Below are 19,803 nucleotides of genomic sequence, written 5' to 3'. Positions count from 1 at the left end.
CTTCGCCCCGCAGGGCCGGGCGCACCCCGCGCGCGAGCGGGGCCGGACCAGAGCCGGGCCCCCGGCCCCGGGGCCGGGGGCCCGGGGCGGGGGTGGACCGGGGCTCCGGGCTTCGGGCCCGTCGGGGGCTAGCGCCCGGCGGGGGCTCGGGGGCGCTAGCCGGCCCGCTTCGGTACGGGGACCCGTGCGAGGTCGGCGGCGATGGTGAGTTCGCCCTCGAAGCCGGCCGCCCGGGCCTGCCGTTCGAACTCCGACGGGTCGGTGTAGCGCTGCGAGAAGTGCGTCAGCACGAGGTGCCGCACACCCCCGTCCCGCGCCACCCGCGCGGCCTGCCCGGCGGTGAGGTGCCCGTGGTCGGTGGCCAGTTGGACGTCCTCGTCGAGGAAGGTCGACTCGATTACCAGCATGTCGCAGCCCGCCGCGAGCTCCTCGACCCCCTCGCAGAGCCGGGTGTCCATGACGAAGGCGAACCGCTGTCCGGCCCGCGCCTCGCTGACCTCGTCGAGGGTGACCCCGCCGAGGCTGCCCTCGCGCTGGATCCGGCCCACGTCCGGCCCCTTGATGCCGTGCCGGGCGAGCAGTTCGGGCCGTATCCGGCGCCCGTCGGGCTCCGTGACCCGGTAGCCGAAGGACTCCACGGGGTGCGAGAGCCGTACGGCGTCCAGGGTGTACGCGTCCCCGCGGGCCAGGATCCCGTCCTCGGCCACCGGCTCCTCCGCGAGCTGCACGGTCTCGCGGTAGGCCGTGGCGTACCGCAGCCGGTCGAAGAACTTCTGCCCGGAGGCCGGGTAGTGGGCGGTGACCGGGTGCGGGACCCGGTCGAGGTTGATCCGCTGGATGACCCCGGCGAGGCCGAGGCTGTGGTCACCGTGGAAGTGGGTGACACAGATCCGGTTGATGTCGTGCGCTGCCACCCCGGCGCGGAGCATCTGGCGCTGGGTGCCCTCGCCGGGGTCGAAGAGGATGCCCTCGCCGTCCCAGCGCAGCAGGTAGCCGTTGTGGTTGCGGTGGCGGGTGGGCACCTGGCTGGCGGTGCCGAGCACCACGAATTCTCGTACGGACACGGTTTATCCCGGGGGCCATTCGAAGCCGCGGCCGCCGAGGACGTGCGCGTGCGCGTGGAAGACGACCTGCCCGGCCTTGGCGCCGGTGTTGAAGACGAGCCGGTAGGCGTGGTCGGCGAGCCCCTCGTCGACCGCGACGCGGCCGGCTTCGGTCAGGACGTCGGCGGCGATCCCGGGCTCCGCGGCCGCGAGCGAGGCGGCGTCGGGGTAGTGCGCCTTCGGGATGACGAGGACGTGGGTGGGTGCCTGCGGATTGATGTCGCGGAAGGCGACGGTCGTGTCCGTCTCCCGGACGACCGTCGCGGGAATGGTCCCCGCGACGATCTTGCAGAACAGGCAGTCGGCCTGCGGTTCCCCGGCCATGTGCTGAGCCCTTCGTGACGGGTGATCGGTTCCGGCATCGTATCCACCACCACCGTCCGCCCCGGCCAACCGGTCTACCGGTCAGGGCCGCACCCCGTCAGGACCGGCACCCCGTCAGGGCCGGCACCCCGTCAGGACCAGCGCCCCGTCCGCGCCAGCAGCACCGCCGCCGCGGCCGTGCCCGCCGTGGAGGTGCGCAGGACCGAGCGGCCCAGCCGGTACGGGTGCGCCCCGGCCGCGGCGAAGGCGGCGAGTTCGTCCGGGGAGACCCCGCCCTCGGGTCCGACGACCAGGACGACGGAGCCCGCGGCGGGCAGTTCCGCGGTGGCCAGCGCGCCCGAGGGGGCGTCCCGGTCCTCGTGCAGGACCACCGCGAGGTCGGCCTCCGCGAGCAGCGCCGCGACCTGCTTGGTCGACAGCGCCTCGGCGACCTCGGGGAAGCGGACGCGGCGGGACTGCTTGCCGGACTCGCGGGCGGTGGCCCGCCACTTCGCGAGGGACTTGGCGCCCCGGTCGCCGCGCCACTGGGTGATGCAGCGCGAGGCCTGCCAGGGCACGATCGCGTCGACGCCGGTCTCCGTCATGGTCTCGACGGCGACCTCGCCCCGGTCGCCCTTGGGGAGGGCCTGGACGACGGTGATCCGGACGGCCGGCTCCGGCTCCTCGAAGACCCCGGACACGGAGACGACGAGGCGGTCCTTGCCCTCGGCGGCCGTCACGACGGCCTCGGCCCAGCCGCCCCGGCCGTCGGTCAGCACGAGGGCCTCGCCGGGGGCCAGCCGCTTGACGGAGACCGCGTGGCGGCCTTCGGGGCCGTCCAGGACGAACTCCGGCCCCGCGGGAACCTTTTCGACCACGAACACCGGGGCGGTCATGACGCACTCCTCATCTGCATTGCCTTCAACGCCTCCTGTGCCGCGCCGAGTTCCGCCGCGAGCACCTCCACCAGTTCCCCGGCCGGCAGGGCCCTCGCCAGCCGGTGGCCCTGGCCCGCCCACAGGGCCATGCCCTGCGGGTCCCCGGCCGCGGCGGCGGCCTTGCGTAGCGGCGCGGTCAGGTGGTGGACCTGCGGGTACGCGGCCGGGGCGTACGGGCCGTGCTCGCGCATGAACCGGTTGACCAGTCCGCGGGCCGGGCGCCCCGAGAAGGCCCGGGTCAGCTCCGTCCGGACGAACAGCGGGTCGGTCAGCGCCTTCTTGTGCAGGGGGTGCGCGCCGGACTCCGGGCAGGCCAGGAAGGCCGTTCCGAGCTGCGCCGCCTCCGCGCCCGCGGCGAGCAGTGCGGCGATCTGCGAGCCGCGCATCAGGCCGCCCGCCGCGATGATCGGCAGGGCCACGGCCTCGCGGACCTGCGCGACGAGCGCGAGCAGGCCGACCCCGGACGTGCCGTCGCCCTGCGGGTCGTCTCGGTGGGTGCCCTGGTGGCCGCCCGCCTCCACGCCCTGGACGCAGACGGCGTCGGCGCCGGCCGCCTGGGCGGCGCGGGCCTCCTCGACGGAGGTGACGGTGGCGATCGTGTACGTACCGACCTTGCGCAGGCAGGTGAAGGCGGCGGGCGAGGGCAGGCCGAAGGTGAACGAGACCACGGGTACCGGGTCTTCGATGAGAATGGCCAGTTTGGCGTCGTAGCCGTCGTCGCTGGTGCCGATGATGTCCTCGTCGGCGAGGGAGATCTCGTACCAGGAGGCCTCGCTGGCGAGGTGCCCGCGGTAGACCTCCAGGGCCGCCGGGTCCGCGTGGGAGGCCTGCGGCATGAAGAGGTTGACGCCGAAGGGGCGGCGGGTGAGCGCACGCAGCCGCTTGATCTCCTGGTACATGCCGTCGGCGGTCTTGTAGCCGCCGGCGAGGAAGCCCAGTCCGCCCGCTTCGCACACGGCGGCGGCGAGCGGCGGGCAGGAGGCGCCGCCCGCCATGGGCGCCTGCACGATCGGGTACGTGAAGAGACCGTTCGGTGCGGAGGACATGAGCTGCATCGTGCCATGTCCCGCTCACGGGACCGAATCACGGCATTCGCCTGGCATAGTCCCTTCGCCGGGGTGCCCGAATACCGCTGCCGCCCCGCCGCCCCGCATGCCGCGAGCCCGGTCCGGGGGATCCCCCGGACCGGGCTCGCAGGTGTTCTCGTACGCTGCTCGGCCGCCCCTCGACGGCGTCGCTCGGCGCCCGTCAAGGGCGTCGCTCAGCGCCCGTTGAAGGCGTCCTTCAGGCGGCTGAACAGGCCCTGCTGACCCGGCGCGAACTGGCCCATCGGCCGCTCCTCGCCGCGCAGCTTGGCCAGCTGGCGCAGCAGGTCCTCCTGCTGTGCGTCCAGCTTGCCCGGGGTGGTGACCTCGACGTGCACGATCAGGTCGCCGCGCCCGCCGCCGCGCAGGTGGGTGACGCCGCGGCCGTGCAGCGGGATCGCCTGCCCGGAGCCGGTGCCGGGCCGGATGTCGATCTCCTCCAGGCCGTCCAGCGTCTCCAGCGGGCACTTGGTGCCCAGGGCCGCCGCGGTCATCGGGATGGTGACCGTGCAGTGCAGGTCGTCCCCGCGCCGCTGGAAGGTCGGGTGCGGCAGTTCGTGGATCTCCACGTACAGGTCGCCGGCGGGGCCGCCGCCGGGGCCGACCTCGCCCTCGCCCGCGAGCTGGATCCGGGTGCCGTTCTCGACGCCGGCCGGGATCTTGACGGTGAGGCTGCGGCGGGAGCGGACCCGGCCGTCGCCCGCGCACTCGTGGCACGGGGTCGGGACCACGGTGCCGAAGCCCTGGCACTGCGGGCAGGGGCGCGAGGTCATGACCTGGCCCAGGAAGGACCGGGTGACCTGCGAGACCTCACCGCGGCCGCGGCACATGTCACACGTCTGCGCCGAGGTGCCGGGGGCGGCGCCCTCGCCGGAGCAGGTGGTGCAGACGACGGCCGTGTCGACCTGGATGTCCTTGGTCGTACCGAAGGCCGCCTCGTCCAGTTCCAGGTCGAGGCGGATCATGGCGTCCTGGCCGCGGCGGGTCCGCGAGCGCGGTCCGCGCTGCGAGGACTGGCCGAAGAAGGCGTCCATGATGTCGGAGAAGTTGCCGAAGCCGCCCGCCCCGAAGCCGCCGGCTCCGCCGCCGCCCGAGGAGGACAGCGGGTCGCCGCCGAGGTCGAAGACCTGCTTCTTCTGCGGGTCCGAGAGGACCTCGTAGGCGGCGTTGATCTCCTTGAAACGCTCTTGCGTCTTGGGATCGGGGTTCACATCCGGGTGCAGCTCGCGGGCGAGCCGCCGGAATGCCTTCTTGATCTCGTCCTGCGATGCGTCGCGGCGCACGCCGAGAACGGCGTAGTAGTCCGTGGCCACTTACGACTCCGCCAGGATCTGTCCGACGTAACGTGCCACTGCGCGTACCGCTCCCATCGTTCCGGGGTAGTCCATGCGGGTCGGTCCGACCACGCCGAGTTTGGCGACTGCTTCGCCGCCCGAACCGTAGCCGACCGAGACGACGGACGTGGAGTTCAGTCCCTCGTAGGCATTCTCATGCCCGATCTTTACGGCCATTCCCGACTCACTGGCCTCGCCCAGCAGCTTGAGGAGCACGACCTGCTCCTCCAGCGCTTCGAGCACCGGCCTGATCGTCAGGGGAAAATCGTGTCCGAAGCGGGTGAGGTTGGCGGTGCCGCCGATCATCAGCCGCTCCTCCGCCTCCTCGACCAGCGTTTCGAGGAGGGTGTCGAGGACGGCTCGCACCGTCACCCGGTCCTCGTTCTCGAAGGACTCCGGAAGGTCCTTCACCAGCGGCGGCACGTCGGTGAACCGGCGGCCGACCACACGGCTGTTGAGGCGGGCCCGCAGGTCCGCGAGCGAGGCCTCGCCGAAGGGGGCCTGGCAGTCGACGAGCCGCTGTTCGACCCGGCCGGTGTCCGTGATGAGGACGAGCATCAGGCGGGCCGGGGCCAGCGAGAGCAGCTCGACGTGCCGGACGGTGGAGCGGGTGAGCGAGGGGTACTGGACGACGGCGACCTGCCGGGTGAGCTGCGCGAGCAGCCGCACCGTACGGCCGACGACGTCGTCGAGGTCCACGGCCCCGTCGAGGAAGTTCTGGATGGCCCGGCGCTCGGGCGTCGACAGCGGTTTGACCCCCGCCAGCTTGTCGACGAAGAGGCGGTAGCCCTTGTCGGTGGGGATCCGGCCGGCGCTGGTGTGGGGCTGGGCGATGTAGCCCTCGTCCTCCAGCACGGCCATGTCGTTGCGCACGGTGGCGGGCGAGACGCCGAGCCGGTGCCGCTCGGTGAGCGCCTTGGAGCCGACCGGCTCCTCCGTCCCGACGTAGTCCTGGACGATGGCGCGCAGCACTTCGAGTCTGCGTTCGCTGAGCATCGCGCACACCTCCATCGTTTCCGTCGTTCGCGGCTTCGGCAGGCACCGCCCGAGGCGCCGCCTGCTGGCACTCTGAGCGTTCGAGTGCCAGAGATCCCCCGGTCAGTGTACGGCGGGGTGGTACACCCCTAGCAAGGGCGGCCCGCCAAGGTAGCGTCGCGGCATGGACGTGCGTTGGGAAGAGGCGGGCTGGGAACGGCTCACCGAACGGACCGGCCGGCGACGCCTGCCGGTGTGGGACTGCACCGTGGGACTGGTGGTGGGAGAGGATTCCGCCCTCCTGATCGACCCCGGGTCCTGCCTGCGGGAGGGTGCGCTGGTGCGCACCGAAGCGGAGCGGCTGGCGGGCCGGCGCGTGACCCATCTCGCATTCACACACGGACATTTCGACCACGTGCTGGGCGGCGCGGCGTTCGCGGGCGCCGAGGTCTACGGTCCGGTCGGGCTGGACGCCCTGCTCTCCGCGAGCCGGGACGAGCTACGGGCGGACGCGGTCCGGCACGGTCTCGCGGAGGCCGAGGCGGCCGAGGCGGCGGATCTGCTGGTGCTCCCCCGGCACCTGGTGTCGGGCGAGTGGACGCTCGACCTGGGCGGGGTGCAGGTGCTGCTGGCGAACGTGGGCCCTGGGCACACCCGGCACGATCTGGCCGCCTTCGTGCCCGGTGCGCGCGAGGCGGTCTTCTGCGGCGACCTGGTCGAGGAGTCGGGCGAGCCGCAGGCGGGTCCGGACGCGGTGCCGCGGCAGTGGCCGGCGGCCCTGGACCGGCTCCTCGCCCTGGGCGGGGACGACGCTCTGTACGTACCGGGTCACGGAGCGGTGGTCGACGCGGCCTTCGTGCGTGCCCAACGCGACACACTGGCGGCGCGTTTCGGCGTGTCGGACACCTGAGACGGCCCGCTCTCCTACCCTCGGCCGGATGCGTGAGTACTCCCCCGACCTGACCCCGCAGTGGAAGCGCTCCAAGCCCGCGCCGGAGGTGCCGGCCGATCCCGATCTGGTGGTCGAGGTGGCGGGTACGGACTTCTGCGGTGCGGTGGTGGCCTGCGAGGCGGGCACGGTCACCCTGGAGGACCGCTTCGGCAAGCGCCGCGCATTCCCCCTCGAACCCCGCGGTTTCCTCCTGGACGGGGCGGTGGTGACCCTGACCCGCCCGGCGCGGGGGCCGGCCGCCCCGGCCCGTACGGCCTCGGGCTCCCTCGCCGTCCCCGGGGCCCGGGCGCGGGTGGCGCGGGCGGGCCGGATCTACGTGGAGGGCCGCCACGACGCCGAACTCGTCGAACGGGTGTGGGGCGACGACCTGCGCATCGAGGGCGTCGTGGTGGAGTACCTGGAGGGCATCGACGACCTCCCGTCCGTCGTCGCCGACTTCGCCCCCGGTGCCGACGCCCGCCTCGGCATCCTGGTGGACCACCTGGTGCCCGGCTCGAAGGAGTCCCGCATCGCGGCCTCCGCCACCTCGCCGCACGTCCTGATCGTGGGCCACCCGTACGTGGACGTCTGGCAGGCGGTGAAACCCTCGGCCCTGGGCATCCGCGCCTGGCCGGTGATCCCGCCCGGCCAGGACTGGAAGACGGGCATCTGCCGCGCCCTGGGCTGGCCGGAGAACACCGGCGCCGCCTGGCAGCACATCCTGTCCCGCGTGACCTCGTACAAGGACCTGGAGCCCACCCTCCTGGGCGCGGTGGAGCACCTCATCGACCACGTGACGGCATAGCCCCGGGAAAGCGGCCCTGCGGGGCAGTCCCCCACCCGCCCTTCCACCGTTCCCCGGGCTCCGCCCGGACCCGGTCCGCGCTGCGGCACATCCAGCCCCGCCGGCGTGTGAGGCCCGGGGTCCGGGGCACAGCCCCGGGGGATCCGGGGCACAGCCCCGGGGAACGGGCGAAGGGCGGGTAGGGGACCTCGCCCCGCGCAGCGGGCAAAGGGTGCTGCGGGGACCTCGCCCCGCAGGCCCGGCCCACCCCCGGACGGGGTCAGTCGACCAGGTCCCGGACCACCGCGTCGGCCAGCAAACGCCCCCGCAACGTCAGCACGGCCCGCCCGGCCTCGTACGGGGCCGGTTCCAGCAGCCCGTCCGCCAGGGCTCGGCCGGCCGCTGCCAGCCCCGCAGGGGCCAGCAGGGACAGCGGGACCCCGTCCACGAGGCGAAGCTCCAGCAGGATCCGCTCCACCCGCCGGTCCTCCTCGGAGAGGAGTTCGCGTCCCGCGCCCGGGGAGCGCCCCTCCGCGAGAGCGGCGGCGTACGCCCCCGGGTGCTTCACGTTCCACCACCGCACCCCGCCCACGTGCGAGTGCGCTCCGGGCCCGGCCCCCCACCAGTCGGCGCCGCGCCAGTACAGCTCGTTGTGCAGGCACCGCCCGGCCTCGGAGGTGGCCCAGTTCGAGACCTCGTACCAGGAGTACCCCGCCTCGGCCATCACCGAGTCGAGGATCAGGTACCGGTCCGCGTGGACGTCGTCGTCCGTCATCGGGACCTCGCCCCGCCGGATCCGCCGTGCGAGCTGGGTGCCCTCCTCCACGATCAGCGCGTAGGCGCTGATGTGATCGGGCCCGGCCCCCAGGGCCGCCGACAGCGATGCGCGCCAGTCCTCGTCCGACTCCCCCGGCGTCCCGTAGATCAGGTCCAGGTTCACGTGCTCGAAGCCCGCCGCCCGCGCCTCCGCGACGCAGGCCTCGGGCCGCCCGGGGGTGTGCGTGCGGTCGAGCACCTTCAGGACGTGCTGCTTCGCGCTCTGCATGCCGAAGGAGATGCGGTTGAAGCCGCCCGCGCGCAGCTCGGCCAGGTACTCCGGGTTCACGGACTCCGGATTGGCCTCGGTGGTGACCTCGGCGTCCTCGGCCAGCCCGAACTCCTCGCGGATCGCCGCGAGCATCCGTACGAGGTCCCCGGCGGGCAGCAGCGTGGGCGTACCGCCGCCCACGAACACCGTCCGCACGGCCCGCGGGTCGTCCCCGAGCACCTTCCTGGCCAGCCTGATCTCGTCGATCAGGGTGTCGGCGTAGTTCTCCCGGGAGGCGAGCACGCCTCCGGTGCCCCGCAGCTCGGTGGCCGTGTAGGTGTTGAAGTCGCAGTATCCGCAGCGCGTGGCGCAGTACGGAACGTGCAGGTAGAACCCGAGCGGCCGCTCCCCGGCTCCCGCCAGGGCGTGGGGCGGCAGCGAGCCGTCTTCGGGCATGGGTTCACCGTCGGGCAGTGCGGAAGGCATGGGCCCATTGTCCCGCACTGCCCCAAGGTCGTTTACGGTCCCGCGCGGACCCGGGGAGCCCCGGGGCCGCGCCCGCCGCTACGCCTCCCGGGAGCCCTCGTACATCTCTTCGATGAGGTGCTTGAACTCGCGCTCGACGACCGGCCGCTTCAGCTTGAGGCTCGGGGTGAGGTCCCCGTGCTCCACGTCGAGGTCGCGCGGCAGGAGGCGGAACTTCTTGACCGTCTGCCAGCGCTGGAGGCCCTCGTTGAGGGTCTGGACGTAGGTCTCGATGAGGCGGTTGGTCTCGGGGGCGGCCAGGACCTGGGAGTACGTCTTGCCCTCCAGGCCGCTCTCGGCGGCCCAGACCAGGATGGAGGGCTCGTCGAGGGCGATGAGCGCGGAGCAGAAGTTCCGGTCGGCGCCGTGGACGACGATGCTGGAGACGTACGGGCAGAGCGCCTTGAACTGGCCCTCGATCTCCGCCGGGGCGACGTACTTGCCGCCCGAGGTCTTGATCAGGTCCTTCTTGCGGTCGGTGATGCGCAGGTAGCCGTCGGCGGAGAGCTCGCCGATGTCGCCCGTGTGCAGCCAGCCGTCGGCCTCCAGCACCTCGGCGGTCTTCTCGGGCTGCCCGTGGTAGCCCTGCATGATGCCGGGGCCGCGCAGGAGCACCTCGCCGTCGTCGGCGATGCGGACCTCGGTGCCGGGGAGCGGCTTGCCGACGGTGCCGGTGCGGTAGGCCTCGCCGGGGTTGACGAAGGAGGCGGCGCTGGACTCGGTCAGCCCGTAGCCCTCCAGGATGTGGATGCCCGCGCCGGAGAAGAAGTAGCCGATCTCGGGGGCGAGGGCGGAGGCGCCGGAGACGGCGGCGCGCAGGTTGCCGCCGAAGGCCTCGCGGAGCTTGGAGAAGACGAGCGTGTCGGCGATCTTGTGCTTGGCGGTGAGGCCCATCGGGGCGCTCACCCGGCCGGTGCGGCGGAAGTTGTCCTGGGTGACCTTGGCGTACTCGCGGGCCACGCCGACGGACCACTGGAAGATCTTGTACTTGGCGCCGCCGCCGGCCCTGGCCTTGGCCGCGACCCCGTTGTAGACCTTCTCGAAGATGCGCGGAACGGCCGCCATGTAGGTCGGCTGGACGATCGGCAGGTTCTCGATGATCTTGTCGATGCGGCCGTCTACGGCGGTGACGTGGCCGACCTCGATCTGGCCGGAGGTGAGCACCTTGCCGAAGACGTGCGCGAGCGGCAGCCAGAGGTACTGGACGTCGTCCTTGGTGATCAGACCGGTGGCCACGGTGGCCTTGGCCATGTACGACCAGTTGTCGTGCGGCAGCCGCACGCCCTTGGGCCGGCCGGTGGTGCCCGAGGTGTAGATGAGGGTGGCGAGCTGGTCCGCGGTGATGGCCGCGATCCGCTCCTCGACCACCTCGGGGTGCTTGGCCAGGTACGCCCGGCCGCGCTCCTCCAGGTCGGCCAGCGAGAGCACCCAGCCCTCGGGGTCGCCGTCGGCCGGGACCGCGTCGGCGGCCTCGACGACCACCACGTGGGCGAGCTCGGGCAGGTCAGCGCGGCGCTCACGGGCCTTGGCCAGCTGCGCGGCGTCCTCGGCGATCAGGATCCGGCTCTCGGAGTCGGAGAGGATGAACGCCGATTCCTCGGCGTTCGTGCTCGGGTAGATGGTGGTGACGGCGCCGCCGGCGCACATCACGCCGAGGTCCGCGAGGATCCACTCGACCCGGGTGTTGGAGGCGAGCGCGACGCGCTGCTCCGGCTGGATCCCGAGCTCGACGAGTCCGGCCGCGATGGCGAAGACCCGCTCGGCGGCCTGGCCCCAGCTGAGCGACTTCCAGTCGTCCGGGCCGCCCCGGCCGTCCGCGGCGGGCACCGGATAGCGGTAGGCCTCGCCGTTCGGCGTGGCGGCGACGCGCTCCAGGAAGAGGGTCGCCACGGTGGGCGGGCGGTTCTCGATCAAGGTCTGTGTGGCGCTCACGGACATCCTCCGGACCACTCGGCAGGGCCTGTTCATCACAGGGGCGGACTGACTGGGTGGTGGGTCAGGGTGGGTGGCTGAGTCAGGGCTTGGCAGCATCCGACCAATAAAACTGGCGAGTAACCAACGAGCAGTGATCAGACTATGGGCCCTCCGCCTGGCGCGTAAGAGGCCCTGGGGAGCCGATTCATAACGAAACAGGCCCCCGCGCCGGAGCACGGGGGCCTGCTGCACATCGGACGCCGACGCGGCGGCTACTTCTTCTTGCCGCCGGACTCGTCGCTGGAGAGGACGGCGATGAAGGCGTCCTGCGGGACCTCCACGGAGCCGACCATCTTCATGCGCTTCTTGCCCTCCTTCTGCTTCTCCAGCAGCTTCCGCTTACGGGAGATGTCACCGCCGTAGCACTTGGCGAGGACGTCCTTGCGGATGGCGCGGATGGTCTCGCGGGCGATGACGCGCGAACCGACCGCCGCCTGGATCGGCACCTCGAAGGCCTGCCGCGGGATGAGCTCCCGCAGCTTGGCGACCAGGCGCACGCCGTAGGCGTAGGCCGCGTCCTTGTGCGTGACGGCGGAGAAGGCGTCGACCTTGTCGCCGTGCAGCAGGATGTCGACCTTGACCAGGCTGCCGGACTGCTCGCCCGTGGGTTCGTAGTCGAGGGAGGCGTAACCGCGCGTCTTGGACTTCAGCTGGTCGAAGAAGTCGAAGACGATCTCCGCGAGCGGCAGGGTGTAACGGATCTCGACCCGGTCCTCGGAGAGGTAGTCCATGCCGAGCAGGGTGCCGCGGCGGGTCTGGCAGAGCTCCATGATCGCGCCGATGAACTCGGTGGGCGCGAGCACGGTGGCCTTGACGACCGGCTCGAAGACGTCCCGGATCTTGCCCTCGGGGAACTCGCTCGGGTTGGTGACGGTGACCTCGCTGCCGTCCTCCAGGACGACCCGGTAGACCACGTTCGGCGCGGTGGCGATCAGGTCGAGGCCGAACTCGCGCTCCAGGCGCTCGCGGACCACGTCCAGGTGGAGCAGGCCGAGGAAGCCGACGCGGAAGCCGAAGCCGAGCGCCGCAGAGGTCTCCGGCTCGTAGACGAGCGCGGCGTCGTTGAGCTGGAGCTTGTCCAGGGCCTCGCGCAGGTCCGGGTACTCGGAGCCGTCGAGCGGGTACAGGCCCGAGAAGACCATCGGCTTCGGGTCCTTGTAGCCGCCCAGGGCCTCGGTGGCGCCGTTGTTCAGGCTGGTGATCGTGTCACCGACCTTGGACTGACGCACGTCCTTCACGCCGGTGATGATGTAGCCCACCTCGCCGACGCCGATGCCGTCGGCCGGGGTCATCTCCGGGGAGGAGACACCGATCTCCAGCAGCTCGTGCGTGGCGCCGGTCGACATCATGCGGATGCGCTCGCGCTTGTTGAGCTGGCCGTCGACGACACGGACGTAGGTCACGACACCGCGGTACGAGTCGTAGACCGAGTCGAAGATCATGGCGCGGGCCGGGGCGTCCTTGACGCCGACCGGGGCCGGAACCGTGGCGACGACCTTGTCGAGCAGCGCCTCGACGCCGAGACCGGTCTTGGCGGAGACCCGCAGGACGTCCTCGGGCTGGCAGCCGACCAGGTTCGCGAGCTCCTCGGCGAACTTCTCCGGCTGGGCGGCCGGCAGGTCGATCTTGTTCAGGACCGGGACGATCGCGAGGTCGTTCTCCATCGCCAGGTACAGGTTGGCGAGGGTCTGCGCCTCGATGCCCTGGGCGGCGTCCACGAGGAGCACCGTGCCCTCGCAGGCGGCGAGGGAGCGCGAGACCTCGTACGTGAAGTCGACGTGCCCGGGGGTGTCGATCATGTTGAGGATGTGGGTCTGGCCCTGACCCGGGCCCTCGGTCGGCGCCCACGGCAGGCGGACCGCCTGGGACTTGATCGTGATGCCGCGCTCACGCTCGATGTCCATGCGGTCGAGGTACTGCGCGCGCATCTGCCGCGAGTCCACCACGCCGGTGAGCTGGAGCATCCGGTCGGCGAGGGTCGACTTGCCGTGGTCGATGTGCGCGATGATGCAGAAGTTGCGGATCAGCGCCGGGTCGGTACGGCTCGGCTCGGGCACGTGGCTGGGGATCGCGGGCACGCAGTGTCCTGATTCTCGGGTCGCAGTCGGAACGAAGGGTGGGCGTCGGTCTGCGCGAAATCAGATCTGGTCGGGTCTAGTCGGATCTATACGCAGGCTCCCATGGTCCCATGAACCGGGGAGTGCGCTCGGTTTGGGCCGGTCGGAAGGCACCTGGTAGCCTGAGCAGCTGTGTCTCGTGTGCCCTCTAGCTCTGCGGGACACAATCCGAAGATCGAATCTCTGAACCTGAAAAGGCTCTTTCGTGGCGAACATCAAGTCCCAGGTCAAGCGCAACAAGACGAACGAGAAGGCTCGCCTTCGCAACAAGGCCGTCAAGTCCTCGCTGAAGACCGCCATCCGCAAGGCCCGCGAGGCCGTCGCCGCCGGTGACGTCGAGAAGGCCACCGTGGCTTCCCGCGCCGCTTCCCGTGCGCTCGACAAGGCCGTCTCGAAGGGTGTCATCCACAAGAACGCCGCCGCCAACAAGAAGTCGGCGCTGGCCACCAAGGTTGCCTCCCTTCAGGGCTGAGCTCCTGATGTGATCGCCGGGTAAGGACCCAGCGGGCCCTCTCTCCCGCTCCCGACCGGCACCCCGCGCCGCGCACGAAGCGTTCGCCACGCGAGTGCGGCGCAAACCGAGAAGTAACCGAAGGCCCCGTCCGCCACCCTTCCCCAGGGCAGCGGCCGGGGCCTTCGGCATGCGGGCCCACCCGCAGCGCTCCCGTACGGGCGCACCCGAGGATCTCGGCTCGTGGAAGGCTGCGCCCTGCTGGCCCGCCCGCCGGGCGGGGGCGGGTCCGGGCGGAGCCCGGGGAACGGTGGAAGGGCGGGGAGGGGACTTCGCCCCGCAGGACCCACCTCCCGCACCCGCTCCGCAGCAGCTGGGGGCCGGGGCTAGCCCCGGCGGGTGCGTGCGGCCCGGGCGACCGCGACGACCGCCTTCTCCAAGGCGTACTCCGGATCGTCGCCCCCGCCCTTGACCCCCGCGTCCGCCGCGGCCACCGCGCGCAGCGCGTCCGAGACGCCGTCCGCCGACCACCCGCGCATCTGCTGCCGGACCCGGTCGATCTTCCACGGCGGCATGCCGAGGTCACGCGCGAGGTCCCCGGGGCGGGCCCCCCGCGGGGCCGAGGCCAGCTTCCCGATGGCCCGTACCGCCTGGGCCAGCGCGCTGGTGATCAGGACCGGAGCCACCCCGGTGGACAGGGACCAGCGCAGGGCCTCCAGCGCCTCCGCGGCGCGCCCCTCCACGGCCCGGTCGGCGACCGTGAAGCTCGAGGCCTCGGCCCGGCCGGTGTAGTAGCGGCCGACCACGGCCTCGTCGATGGTGCCCTCGACGTCCGCGCACAGCTGCGCCACCGCACTCGCCAGCTCCCGCAGGTCGCTGCCGATCGCATCGACCAGCGTCTGGCAGGCCTCGGGCGTGGCCGAACGGCCCAGCGTCCGGAACTCTCCCCGTACGAACGCCATCCGGTCGGCCGGCTTCGTCATCTTCGGGCAGGCGACCTCGCGGGCACCCGCCTTCCGCGCGGCGTCCAGCAGGCCCTTGCCCTTGACACCGCCCGCGTGCAGGAGGACGAGGGTGATCTCCTCGAACGGCGCGGCGAGGTACGCCTTGACCTCCTTGACCGTGTCGGCCGAGAGGTCCTGCGCATTGCGCACGACGAGCACCTTGCGCTCCGAGAAGAGCGAGGGACTGGTCAACTCGGCCAGGGTGCCGGGCTGCAGCTGTTCGGGGGCGAGGTCACGCACGTCCGTGTCGGCATCGGCGGCGCGCGCCGCCGTCACGACCTCCCGCAGGGCGCGGTCGAGCAGCAGGTCCTCCTGCCCCACCGCGAGGGTGATCGGGGCGAGCGGATCGTCGGTGGAATTCTTCCTGGTGGCCATCGCCTCCAGCATCCCACGCCGCACCGACAGCCCCTCGCGGCCCGGCCCTTTCCGAAGCCCCCTCCCGAAGCCCCCTTCCGAGGCCCCGATCCCCGGCCCGCTTCCGCAGCCCGCTCCCCCGTACCCGAGAATGTCCGGGTGAACGTGCGACATGTACTGGTCCTGCCCGACCGCGACGCCGCCGAGGAGGTGGCGCGGGAGGTGGTCGACCGCTTCGGCCTCCCGGAGGAACCGCAGCTGGTCCGCGACGCCCTCGCCGGTGAGGACGACGCCGAGGACGCCCAGTGGCTGGTGGTCGTCGAGGACCCGCGCGAACGGCTGGACGCCACGGCCCTGGACGAGCTCGCCGCCGAGTACGACGGCTGGCTCGAAGCCCCGTAGCGACCGGACCCCGCCCCGTCAGGCCTTGTGCACGACCTGCATGTCCAGGGTCACTTCCACGTGCGAGCCGATCGCCGCGATCCCCTGCGCCAGCATCGACTGCCAGTTCAGCGTGAAGTCCTCGCGGTTCAGTTCGGCCGTCGCCCGGCAGGCCGCCCTCGGCTCGCCCTCCAGGCCCGTGCCCAGACCCAGGTACCGGGTGTCCAGGGTGACGGACCGGCTGACGCCGTGGAGGGTGAGAGCGCCCGCCACGGTCCAGTGGCTGCCGCTGCGGTGGATGAACCGCTCGCTGTAGAACTCCACCGTCGGGTAGCGGGCCGCGTCCAGGAAGTCCGCGGAGCGCAGGTGGTCGTCCCGCATCCGCAGCCCCGTGTCGATGCTCGCCGCGTCGATGATCACGCGCATGGAGGAGTCCTCCATGCGGTCGGCTATCCGGACCGCGCCGGCGAAGGTGTTGAACCGGCCGTTGATCCGGGCGAAGCCGATGTGCCGGGCCGAGAACCCGATCGACGAATGCCCCGGGTCGAGCTCCCAGTGGCCGGGCTGCGGCAGAAGCGGCGGATCCACCGCGTCCAGCACGATCTCCCCGGTACCGGGCTGCGCCGGGTCCCCCACCAGCGTCGCCCCGTGGAAGGGCGCGTACCCCTCGGCCGTGACGGCCAGCCGGTACTCGCCCGCCGGCACCGCCGCCGTGAACCCGCCGTACGGGTCGGTCTCCCCGCTGACGATCCGTCGGCCGATCGGGTCGGTCACCTCGAACTTGGCCTGCCGGACCGGCTGGTGGACCGTGTCGAGCACCCGGCAGCTGAGCAGCCGCGCGGTATGAGGAAGCGTCAGTGTCGCGGATGTCTGGGGACTGGCGCTTCCCGCCGTCTCCATCCCCCGTCTGCGACTGAACATGGTTTATGCACCCCCGTGCTGTGTGGGCTTGGACCGCTCTGGCGAAAACGCATTCGATCATGCTGTCGGGTTGTGGGCAAACGGAGTGGTCACTCCTGGTATGCCCGTGCCGGGTCCGTCGCCGAATGGCCGGGAACGCCCGCAGTCGAGTGCCGCTGCCGGTGACGGCGACCGAACCGTCCTCATCCGTGCGCAGCACGGCCGCGCCCGACTCCCGCAGCCGCGCGAGCGTACCCGCCGCGGGGTGCCCGTACCTGTTCCCGGCGCCCACCGGGACGATCGCGAGGCGCGGCCGGATCCGCTCGTACAGCCCGGGGTCCTGGTGGGCGCTGCCGTGGTGGGCGACCTTGAGGACGTCGACCGGCCCCAGTTCCGGATGGTTCCTCAGCAGGGCCTGCTGAGAGGCCGGTTCGAGGTCCCCCAGCAGGAGCAGGGTCAGTCCCGCGCCACGCACCAGCAGGGCCACGCTCGCGTCGTTGGGGCCCTCGGGCGGAGCGTCCCCGGCCGGCGGCCACAGCACCTGCCACTCCAGCGGCCCGGCCCGGCGCCGCTCCCCCTCCACGGCGCGGACGAGGGGAACTCCCGCCGCTGCCGCGGTCCGCCGCACGAACGCGGCCTGCCCGGGCGGTTCTTCCAGTCCGGTGACTTCCACCACACCCACCGAGCGGCCCCTGAGCACCCCCGGCAGCCCGCCCACGTGGTCGGCGTGGAAGTGGGTCAGCAGGAGCAGCGGCACCCGGCTCACGCCCAGCTCCCTCAGGCAGGCGTCCACCGGCCCCGGCTCGGGGCCCGCGTCCACCACCACGCCCGTCCCCGGGCCGACCGCGAGCACGGCGGCGTCCCCCTGGCCCACCGCGCACTGGGTGTAGATCCAGTCGGGCGGCGGCCAGCCTTTGACCGTACGAGTGACCAGCGGCGGCCTCAGTACGGCGAGGAGCAGCACCACGGCCAGTGCGGAGGCGAGCCATCGCCCCCGGCCGAACCGCCTGCCGAGCAGCACCGCCGCGAGGGTGGCCGTGGCGAGCAGCAACCCTCCGCCCACCCCGCCGGGCCAGCCCAGCTCCGCCCCGGGCAGTCCCGCGCCGCCCCGGGCCACGGCGGCGATCCACCCGGCGGGCACGCCCGCGCACCAGGCGAGCACCTCGGCGACCGGCCGGCAGACCGGGGCCGCGGCCAGCGCGGCGAACCCCAGGACCGTGGCGGGTCCCGCCGCCAGCTCGGCCAGCAGGTTGCAGGGCACCGCCACCAGGCTGACCCGGGCCGACAGCACCGCCACGACCGGTGCACACACCGCCTGGGCCGCCGCCGCGGCCGCCAGCGCCTCGGCCCAGCGGGGCCGCATCCCGCGCCGCTGCAGGGCCCCGCTCCACCGGGGAGCCAGCGTCAGCAGGGCCCCGGTGGCCAGCACGGAGAGCAGGAAGCCGTAACTCCGGGCCAGCCAGGGGTCGTAGAGCACCAGCAGCAGGACGGCGGCGGCCAGTGCCGGGATCAGGGATCTGCGCCGCCCGGTGGCGAGGGCCAGCAGGGTGACCGAGCCGCAGGCCGCCGCCCGCAGCACGCTGGGCTCCGGCCGGCACACCACGACGAAGGCCAGGGTCAGCGCCACCCCGCACAGGGCCGTCGCCCGCAGCGAGAGTCCCAGGCGGGGTGCCAGCCCGCCCCGCTCGGCCTGCTGCGCGCGGGCCGGGGCGCCGATGAGGAGGAAGAGCACCACGGTCAGGTTGGACCCGGAGACGGCCAGCAGGTGCAGCAGATCGGTGGCGCGGAACGCGTCGTGCAGATCGGGCTCCACCCGGGAGGTGTCCCCGACCACCAGTCCGGGCAGCAGGGCCCTGGCGTCCGGGGCCAGCCCGTCGGTGACCTCGCGCAGCCCGGCCCGCAGCCGCCCGGCGATCCGCTGCACGGTGTCCGGACCGCCGGTCACCCGCGGCGGGGCGTCCCCGGCCGGCCGGAGCAGGGCGACGGCCCGCTCCCCGCCCCGGGCCGGGGCCAGCCGGGCGACCGCCGAAACCCGTGTCGAGGGCTGCAGCCGGGCCCACCCCGGATGCCCCGCCAGCACCCGGACCGGAGTCGACACCCGGGTCCGGGCACCGTCGGGCCCGGTCACCCCGGTCACCACCGCGTCGAGCACCACCACCGGAGGCCCGCTCCCGGTCCGGGTGGTCCGCGGGTCGGAAGCCACGGTGAGATCCGCGAGCACCCGCGCATGGTCCCGGGCCAGCTCAGGGACGGGCCCGGCCCGCGCCTCGGCCCGCTGGAGCCCCGCCAGCCCGGCACCCGCGGCCGCGCACAGCAGCACGGCCGCCAGGACCGTCCTCAGCGGTGCGGAGCGCCTCCGGCCCGCCAGCATCAGCAGCCCGGCCGCGCCCACTCCCAGCCCCGCCGCCACCGCACTGCGGCCGACCGGGGCTCCGAGGCCCACGGCGGCCGCCCCCCACACGGCGAGCGCCGGCCCGACCAGCCGCAGATCCAGCGGCTCCCCCGTCCCACGCTCGCCGGCAGCGCCCCCCACCGGTCCGGGCTGCTCGCTCACGGTCGCACCAGCTCGCGCAGGTCGGCGAAGCGGCGCTCGCCGAGACGTACATGCCTATCTAGCAAAAGAGCAAAGGGCGGCCCCCGACGGTGTTGGAGCACCGGCAGGGGCCTTGGCCCGAAACGCCCTTCCACATAAAGGGGAGACAGGCCCATGTCAGAACGTACACGCCTGCCCGATGCGGACACCCGCGCGCTGCTCCAGCAGATTGCCGCCCGCCTCACCGCGGAGCGGCCCCAGCACCCCATGCGGGAAAGCCTCCGCCAGGCCCTCGTCCTCACCTTCGCGACCCGACGCCACGGCTACGGCACCGCTCGCGCCGTCCGCGCGGAGGAGCTCCTCCTCGCCTTCGCGCCGGCCGTCGAGGCGGGCACCACCCGCAAGCAGTACGCCGCCGAGCTCCGCCAGGCCGCGGGCGGCGACCAGTGACCGCGGGGCGCACGGTCACCGTGCGGACCCTCGACCACGGGCCGGTCACCGTGCCCGAGCCGGAGTGGTGCACCGGGCACCCGGACGACGTGCCGGCGGAGTACCGGGACGACGTCCACCACACCGGTCCCGAACACGTCGTCGACTACAGCGCGCAGGCCCTTCTGACCGCGGAGCTCGTCGAGTTCCCGTTCGGCCTGCACCCGGTCCCGCCGAGCGTCTACGTCGAGATCGTCATCCCGGCCGCCACGCTGGACCCGGCCGCCCTCGAAGGTCTCGCCGTGATCCTGGCCCAGCAGGCGGCGGAGCTCCGTCGGCTGGCGGTCCGCCTGGCCGCGCTCCGTGCGGGGGGTGCCTGGTGAGCACTCCACCGAAGGCCGGCAAGCGCATGTCCGTCCGCGTGGACCAGGCCCTGTCCGACGACCTCGCGACCGTGATGCGGGCCGGTATGACGGCGTCGGACGCGGTCCGGTACGCGGTCGCGTTCGTTGCGCACGGCTACAGCTGGGTGTGGGAGGCCGGCCTGTACCCCGATGGGGTCGCACCTGCACGTATGGCGGTCCGCGTGCCCGCGTATGACGGGCCCCCGACGCCCCCGCCCGAGCGTATGACGGACGGCCCCGGAGCGCCGTAG

The 19,803-nt window shown here is 72.9% G+C and carries 18 protein-coding genes and 1 pseudogene; 7 read left to right on the top strand and 12 right to left on the bottom strand.

What is annotated here, in order from left to right; genetic code table 11:
- Positions 1 to 155: 155 nt before the first annotated feature.
- From ACZ60J_RS36420 to hrcA, 6 genes are all read right to left on the bottom strand, one after another.
- On the bottom strand, positions 156 to 1,064 hold the full coding sequence (locus tag ACZ60J_RS36420; RefSeq protein WP_469688461.1) for a ribonuclease Z: 909 nt from the start codon (positions 1,062 to 1,064) through the stop codon (positions 156 to 158).
- Positions 1,065 to 1,067: 3 nt separating this feature from the next.
- Positions 1,068 to 1,427 carry a histidine triad nucleotide-binding protein gene (locus tag ACZ60J_RS36415; protein ID WP_469688460.1) on the bottom strand — a complete coding sequence of 120 codons (360 nt, stop codon included), beginning with the start codon at positions 1,425 to 1,427 and terminating at the stop codon, positions 1,068 to 1,070.
- 131 nt (positions 1,428 to 1,558) lie between these two features.
- The gene (locus tag ACZ60J_RS36410; RefSeq protein ID WP_469688459.1) at positions 1,559 to 2,302 is read right to left on the bottom strand and encodes a 16S rRNA (uracil(1498)-N(3))-methyltransferase; all 744 of its coding nucleotides are present in this window, start codon (positions 2,300 to 2,302) and stop codon (positions 1,559 to 1,561) included.
- Positions 2,299 to 3,390 (bottom strand): nitronate monooxygenase, encoded by a 1,092-nt coding sequence (locus ACZ60J_RS36405; protein ID WP_469688458.1) that lies wholly within the window; start codon positions 3,388 to 3,390, stop codon positions 2,299 to 2,301. The genes ACZ60J_RS36410 and ACZ60J_RS36405 overlap by 4 nt, the downstream gene beginning before the upstream one ends.
- 215 nt (positions 3,391 to 3,605) lie before the next feature.
- Entirely contained in the window at positions 3,606 to 4,742 is a 1,137-nt protein-coding gene (gene dnaJ / locus ACZ60J_RS36400; protein ID WP_469688457.1) for a molecular chaperone DnaJ, read from the bottom strand.
- Positions 4,743 to 5,759: a heat-inducible transcriptional repressor HrcA gene (hrcA, locus tag ACZ60J_RS36395; RefSeq protein ID WP_382971119.1), complete on the bottom strand. Its 1,017-nt coding sequence runs from the start codon at positions 5,757 to 5,759 to the stop codon at positions 4,743 to 4,745.
- Between the two features lie 163 nt (positions 5,760 to 5,922).
- On the opposite strand from hrcA, the gene ACZ60J_RS36390 reads away from it, so the two are divergent.
- Positions 5,923 to 6,648, top strand: coding sequence for an MBL fold metallo-hydrolase (locus ACZ60J_RS36390; RefSeq protein ID WP_469688456.1), 726 nt, complete (start codon positions 5,923 to 5,925; stop codon positions 6,646 to 6,648).
- A 28-nt stretch (positions 6,649 to 6,676) separates the two neighbouring features.
- Positions 6,677 to 7,474 (top strand): DUF3097 domain-containing protein, encoded by a 798-nt coding sequence (locus ACZ60J_RS36385; RefSeq protein WP_469688455.1) that lies wholly within the window; start codon positions 6,677 to 6,679, stop codon positions 7,472 to 7,474.
- 259 nt (positions 7,475 to 7,733) lie between these two features.
- Here ACZ60J_RS36385 and hemW read toward each other — a convergent pair whose 3' ends face one another.
- From hemW to lepA, 3 genes are all read right to left on the bottom strand, one after another.
- Entirely contained in the window at positions 7,734 to 8,936 is a 1,203-nt protein-coding gene (gene hemW, locus ACZ60J_RS36380; RefSeq protein WP_469688491.1) for a radical SAM family heme chaperone HemW, read from the bottom strand.
- Between the two features lie 108 nt (positions 8,937 to 9,044).
- Positions 9,045 to 10,937 carry an AMP-dependent synthetase/ligase gene (locus ACZ60J_RS36375; protein WP_469688454.1) on the bottom strand — a complete coding sequence of 631 codons (1,893 nt, stop codon included), beginning with the start codon at positions 10,935 to 10,937 and terminating at the stop codon, positions 9,045 to 9,047.
- 254 nt (positions 10,938 to 11,191) lie between these two features.
- Positions 11,192 to 13,057, bottom strand: coding sequence for a translation elongation factor 4 (gene lepA / locus ACZ60J_RS36370; protein ID WP_469688453.1), 1,866 nt, complete (start codon positions 13,055 to 13,057; stop codon positions 11,192 to 11,194).
- Positions 13,058 to 13,301: 244 nt separating this feature from the next.
- Between lepA and rpsT the strand changes: the two genes are divergently transcribed.
- Positions 13,302 to 13,568: a 30S ribosomal protein S20 gene (rpsT, locus tag ACZ60J_RS36365; RefSeq protein WP_469688452.1), complete on the top strand. Its 267-nt coding sequence runs from the start codon at positions 13,302 to 13,304 to the stop codon at positions 13,566 to 13,568.
- Positions 13,569 to 13,933: 365 nt separating this feature from the next.
- Here rpsT and holA read toward each other — a convergent pair whose 3' ends face one another.
- Entirely contained in the window at positions 13,934 to 14,926 is a 993-nt protein-coding gene (holA, locus tag ACZ60J_RS36360; RefSeq protein WP_469688451.1) for a DNA polymerase III subunit delta, read from the bottom strand.
- Positions 14,927 to 15,064: 138 nt separating this feature from the next.
- Between holA and ACZ60J_RS36355 the strand changes: the two genes are divergently transcribed.
- Positions 15,065 to 15,307 carry a hypothetical protein gene (locus ACZ60J_RS36355; RefSeq protein WP_274551975.1) on the top strand — a complete coding sequence of 81 codons (243 nt, stop codon included), beginning with the start codon at positions 15,065 to 15,067 and terminating at the stop codon, positions 15,305 to 15,307.
- A gap of 18 nt (positions 15,308 to 15,325) precedes the next feature.
- Here ACZ60J_RS36355 and ACZ60J_RS36350 read toward each other — a convergent pair whose 3' ends face one another.
- The gene (locus tag ACZ60J_RS36350; protein WP_469688450.1) at positions 15,326 to 16,207 is read right to left on the bottom strand and encodes a YceI family protein; all 882 of its coding nucleotides are present in this window, start codon (positions 16,205 to 16,207) and stop codon (positions 15,326 to 15,328) included.
- A gap of 136 nt (positions 16,208 to 16,343) precedes the next feature.
- A pseudogene (locus ACZ60J_RS36345) lies at positions 16,344 to 18,557 on the bottom strand (ComEC/Rec2 family competence protein); the annotation flags it as partial.
- A 336-nt stretch (positions 18,558 to 18,893) separates the two neighbouring features.
- On the opposite strand from ACZ60J_RS36345, the gene ACZ60J_RS36340 reads away from it, so the two are divergent.
- The 3 genes from ACZ60J_RS36340 to ACZ60J_RS36330 are packed head-to-tail and all read left to right on the top strand — an operon-like array spanning position 18,894 to position 19,803.
- Entirely contained in the window at positions 18,894 to 19,169 is a 276-nt protein-coding gene (locus ACZ60J_RS36340; RefSeq protein ID WP_469688449.1) for a hypothetical protein, read from the top strand.
- The gene (locus ACZ60J_RS36335; protein ID WP_469688448.1) at positions 19,166 to 19,531 is read left to right on the top strand and encodes a DUF6907 domain-containing protein; all 366 of its coding nucleotides are present in this window, start codon (positions 19,166 to 19,168) and stop codon (positions 19,529 to 19,531) included. The genes ACZ60J_RS36340 and ACZ60J_RS36335 overlap by 4 nt, the downstream gene beginning before the upstream one ends.
- Positions 19,528 to 19,803: a hypothetical protein gene (locus tag ACZ60J_RS36330; RefSeq protein ID WP_469688447.1), complete on the top strand. Its 276-nt coding sequence runs from the start codon at positions 19,528 to 19,530 to the stop codon at positions 19,801 to 19,803. The genes ACZ60J_RS36335 and ACZ60J_RS36330 overlap by 4 nt, the downstream gene beginning before the upstream one ends.

The sequence above is a fragment of the Streptomyces sp. NPDC104226 genome (genome assembly GCF_055584085.1).
This window is presented reverse-complemented; position numbering and strand designations above follow the sequence as displayed.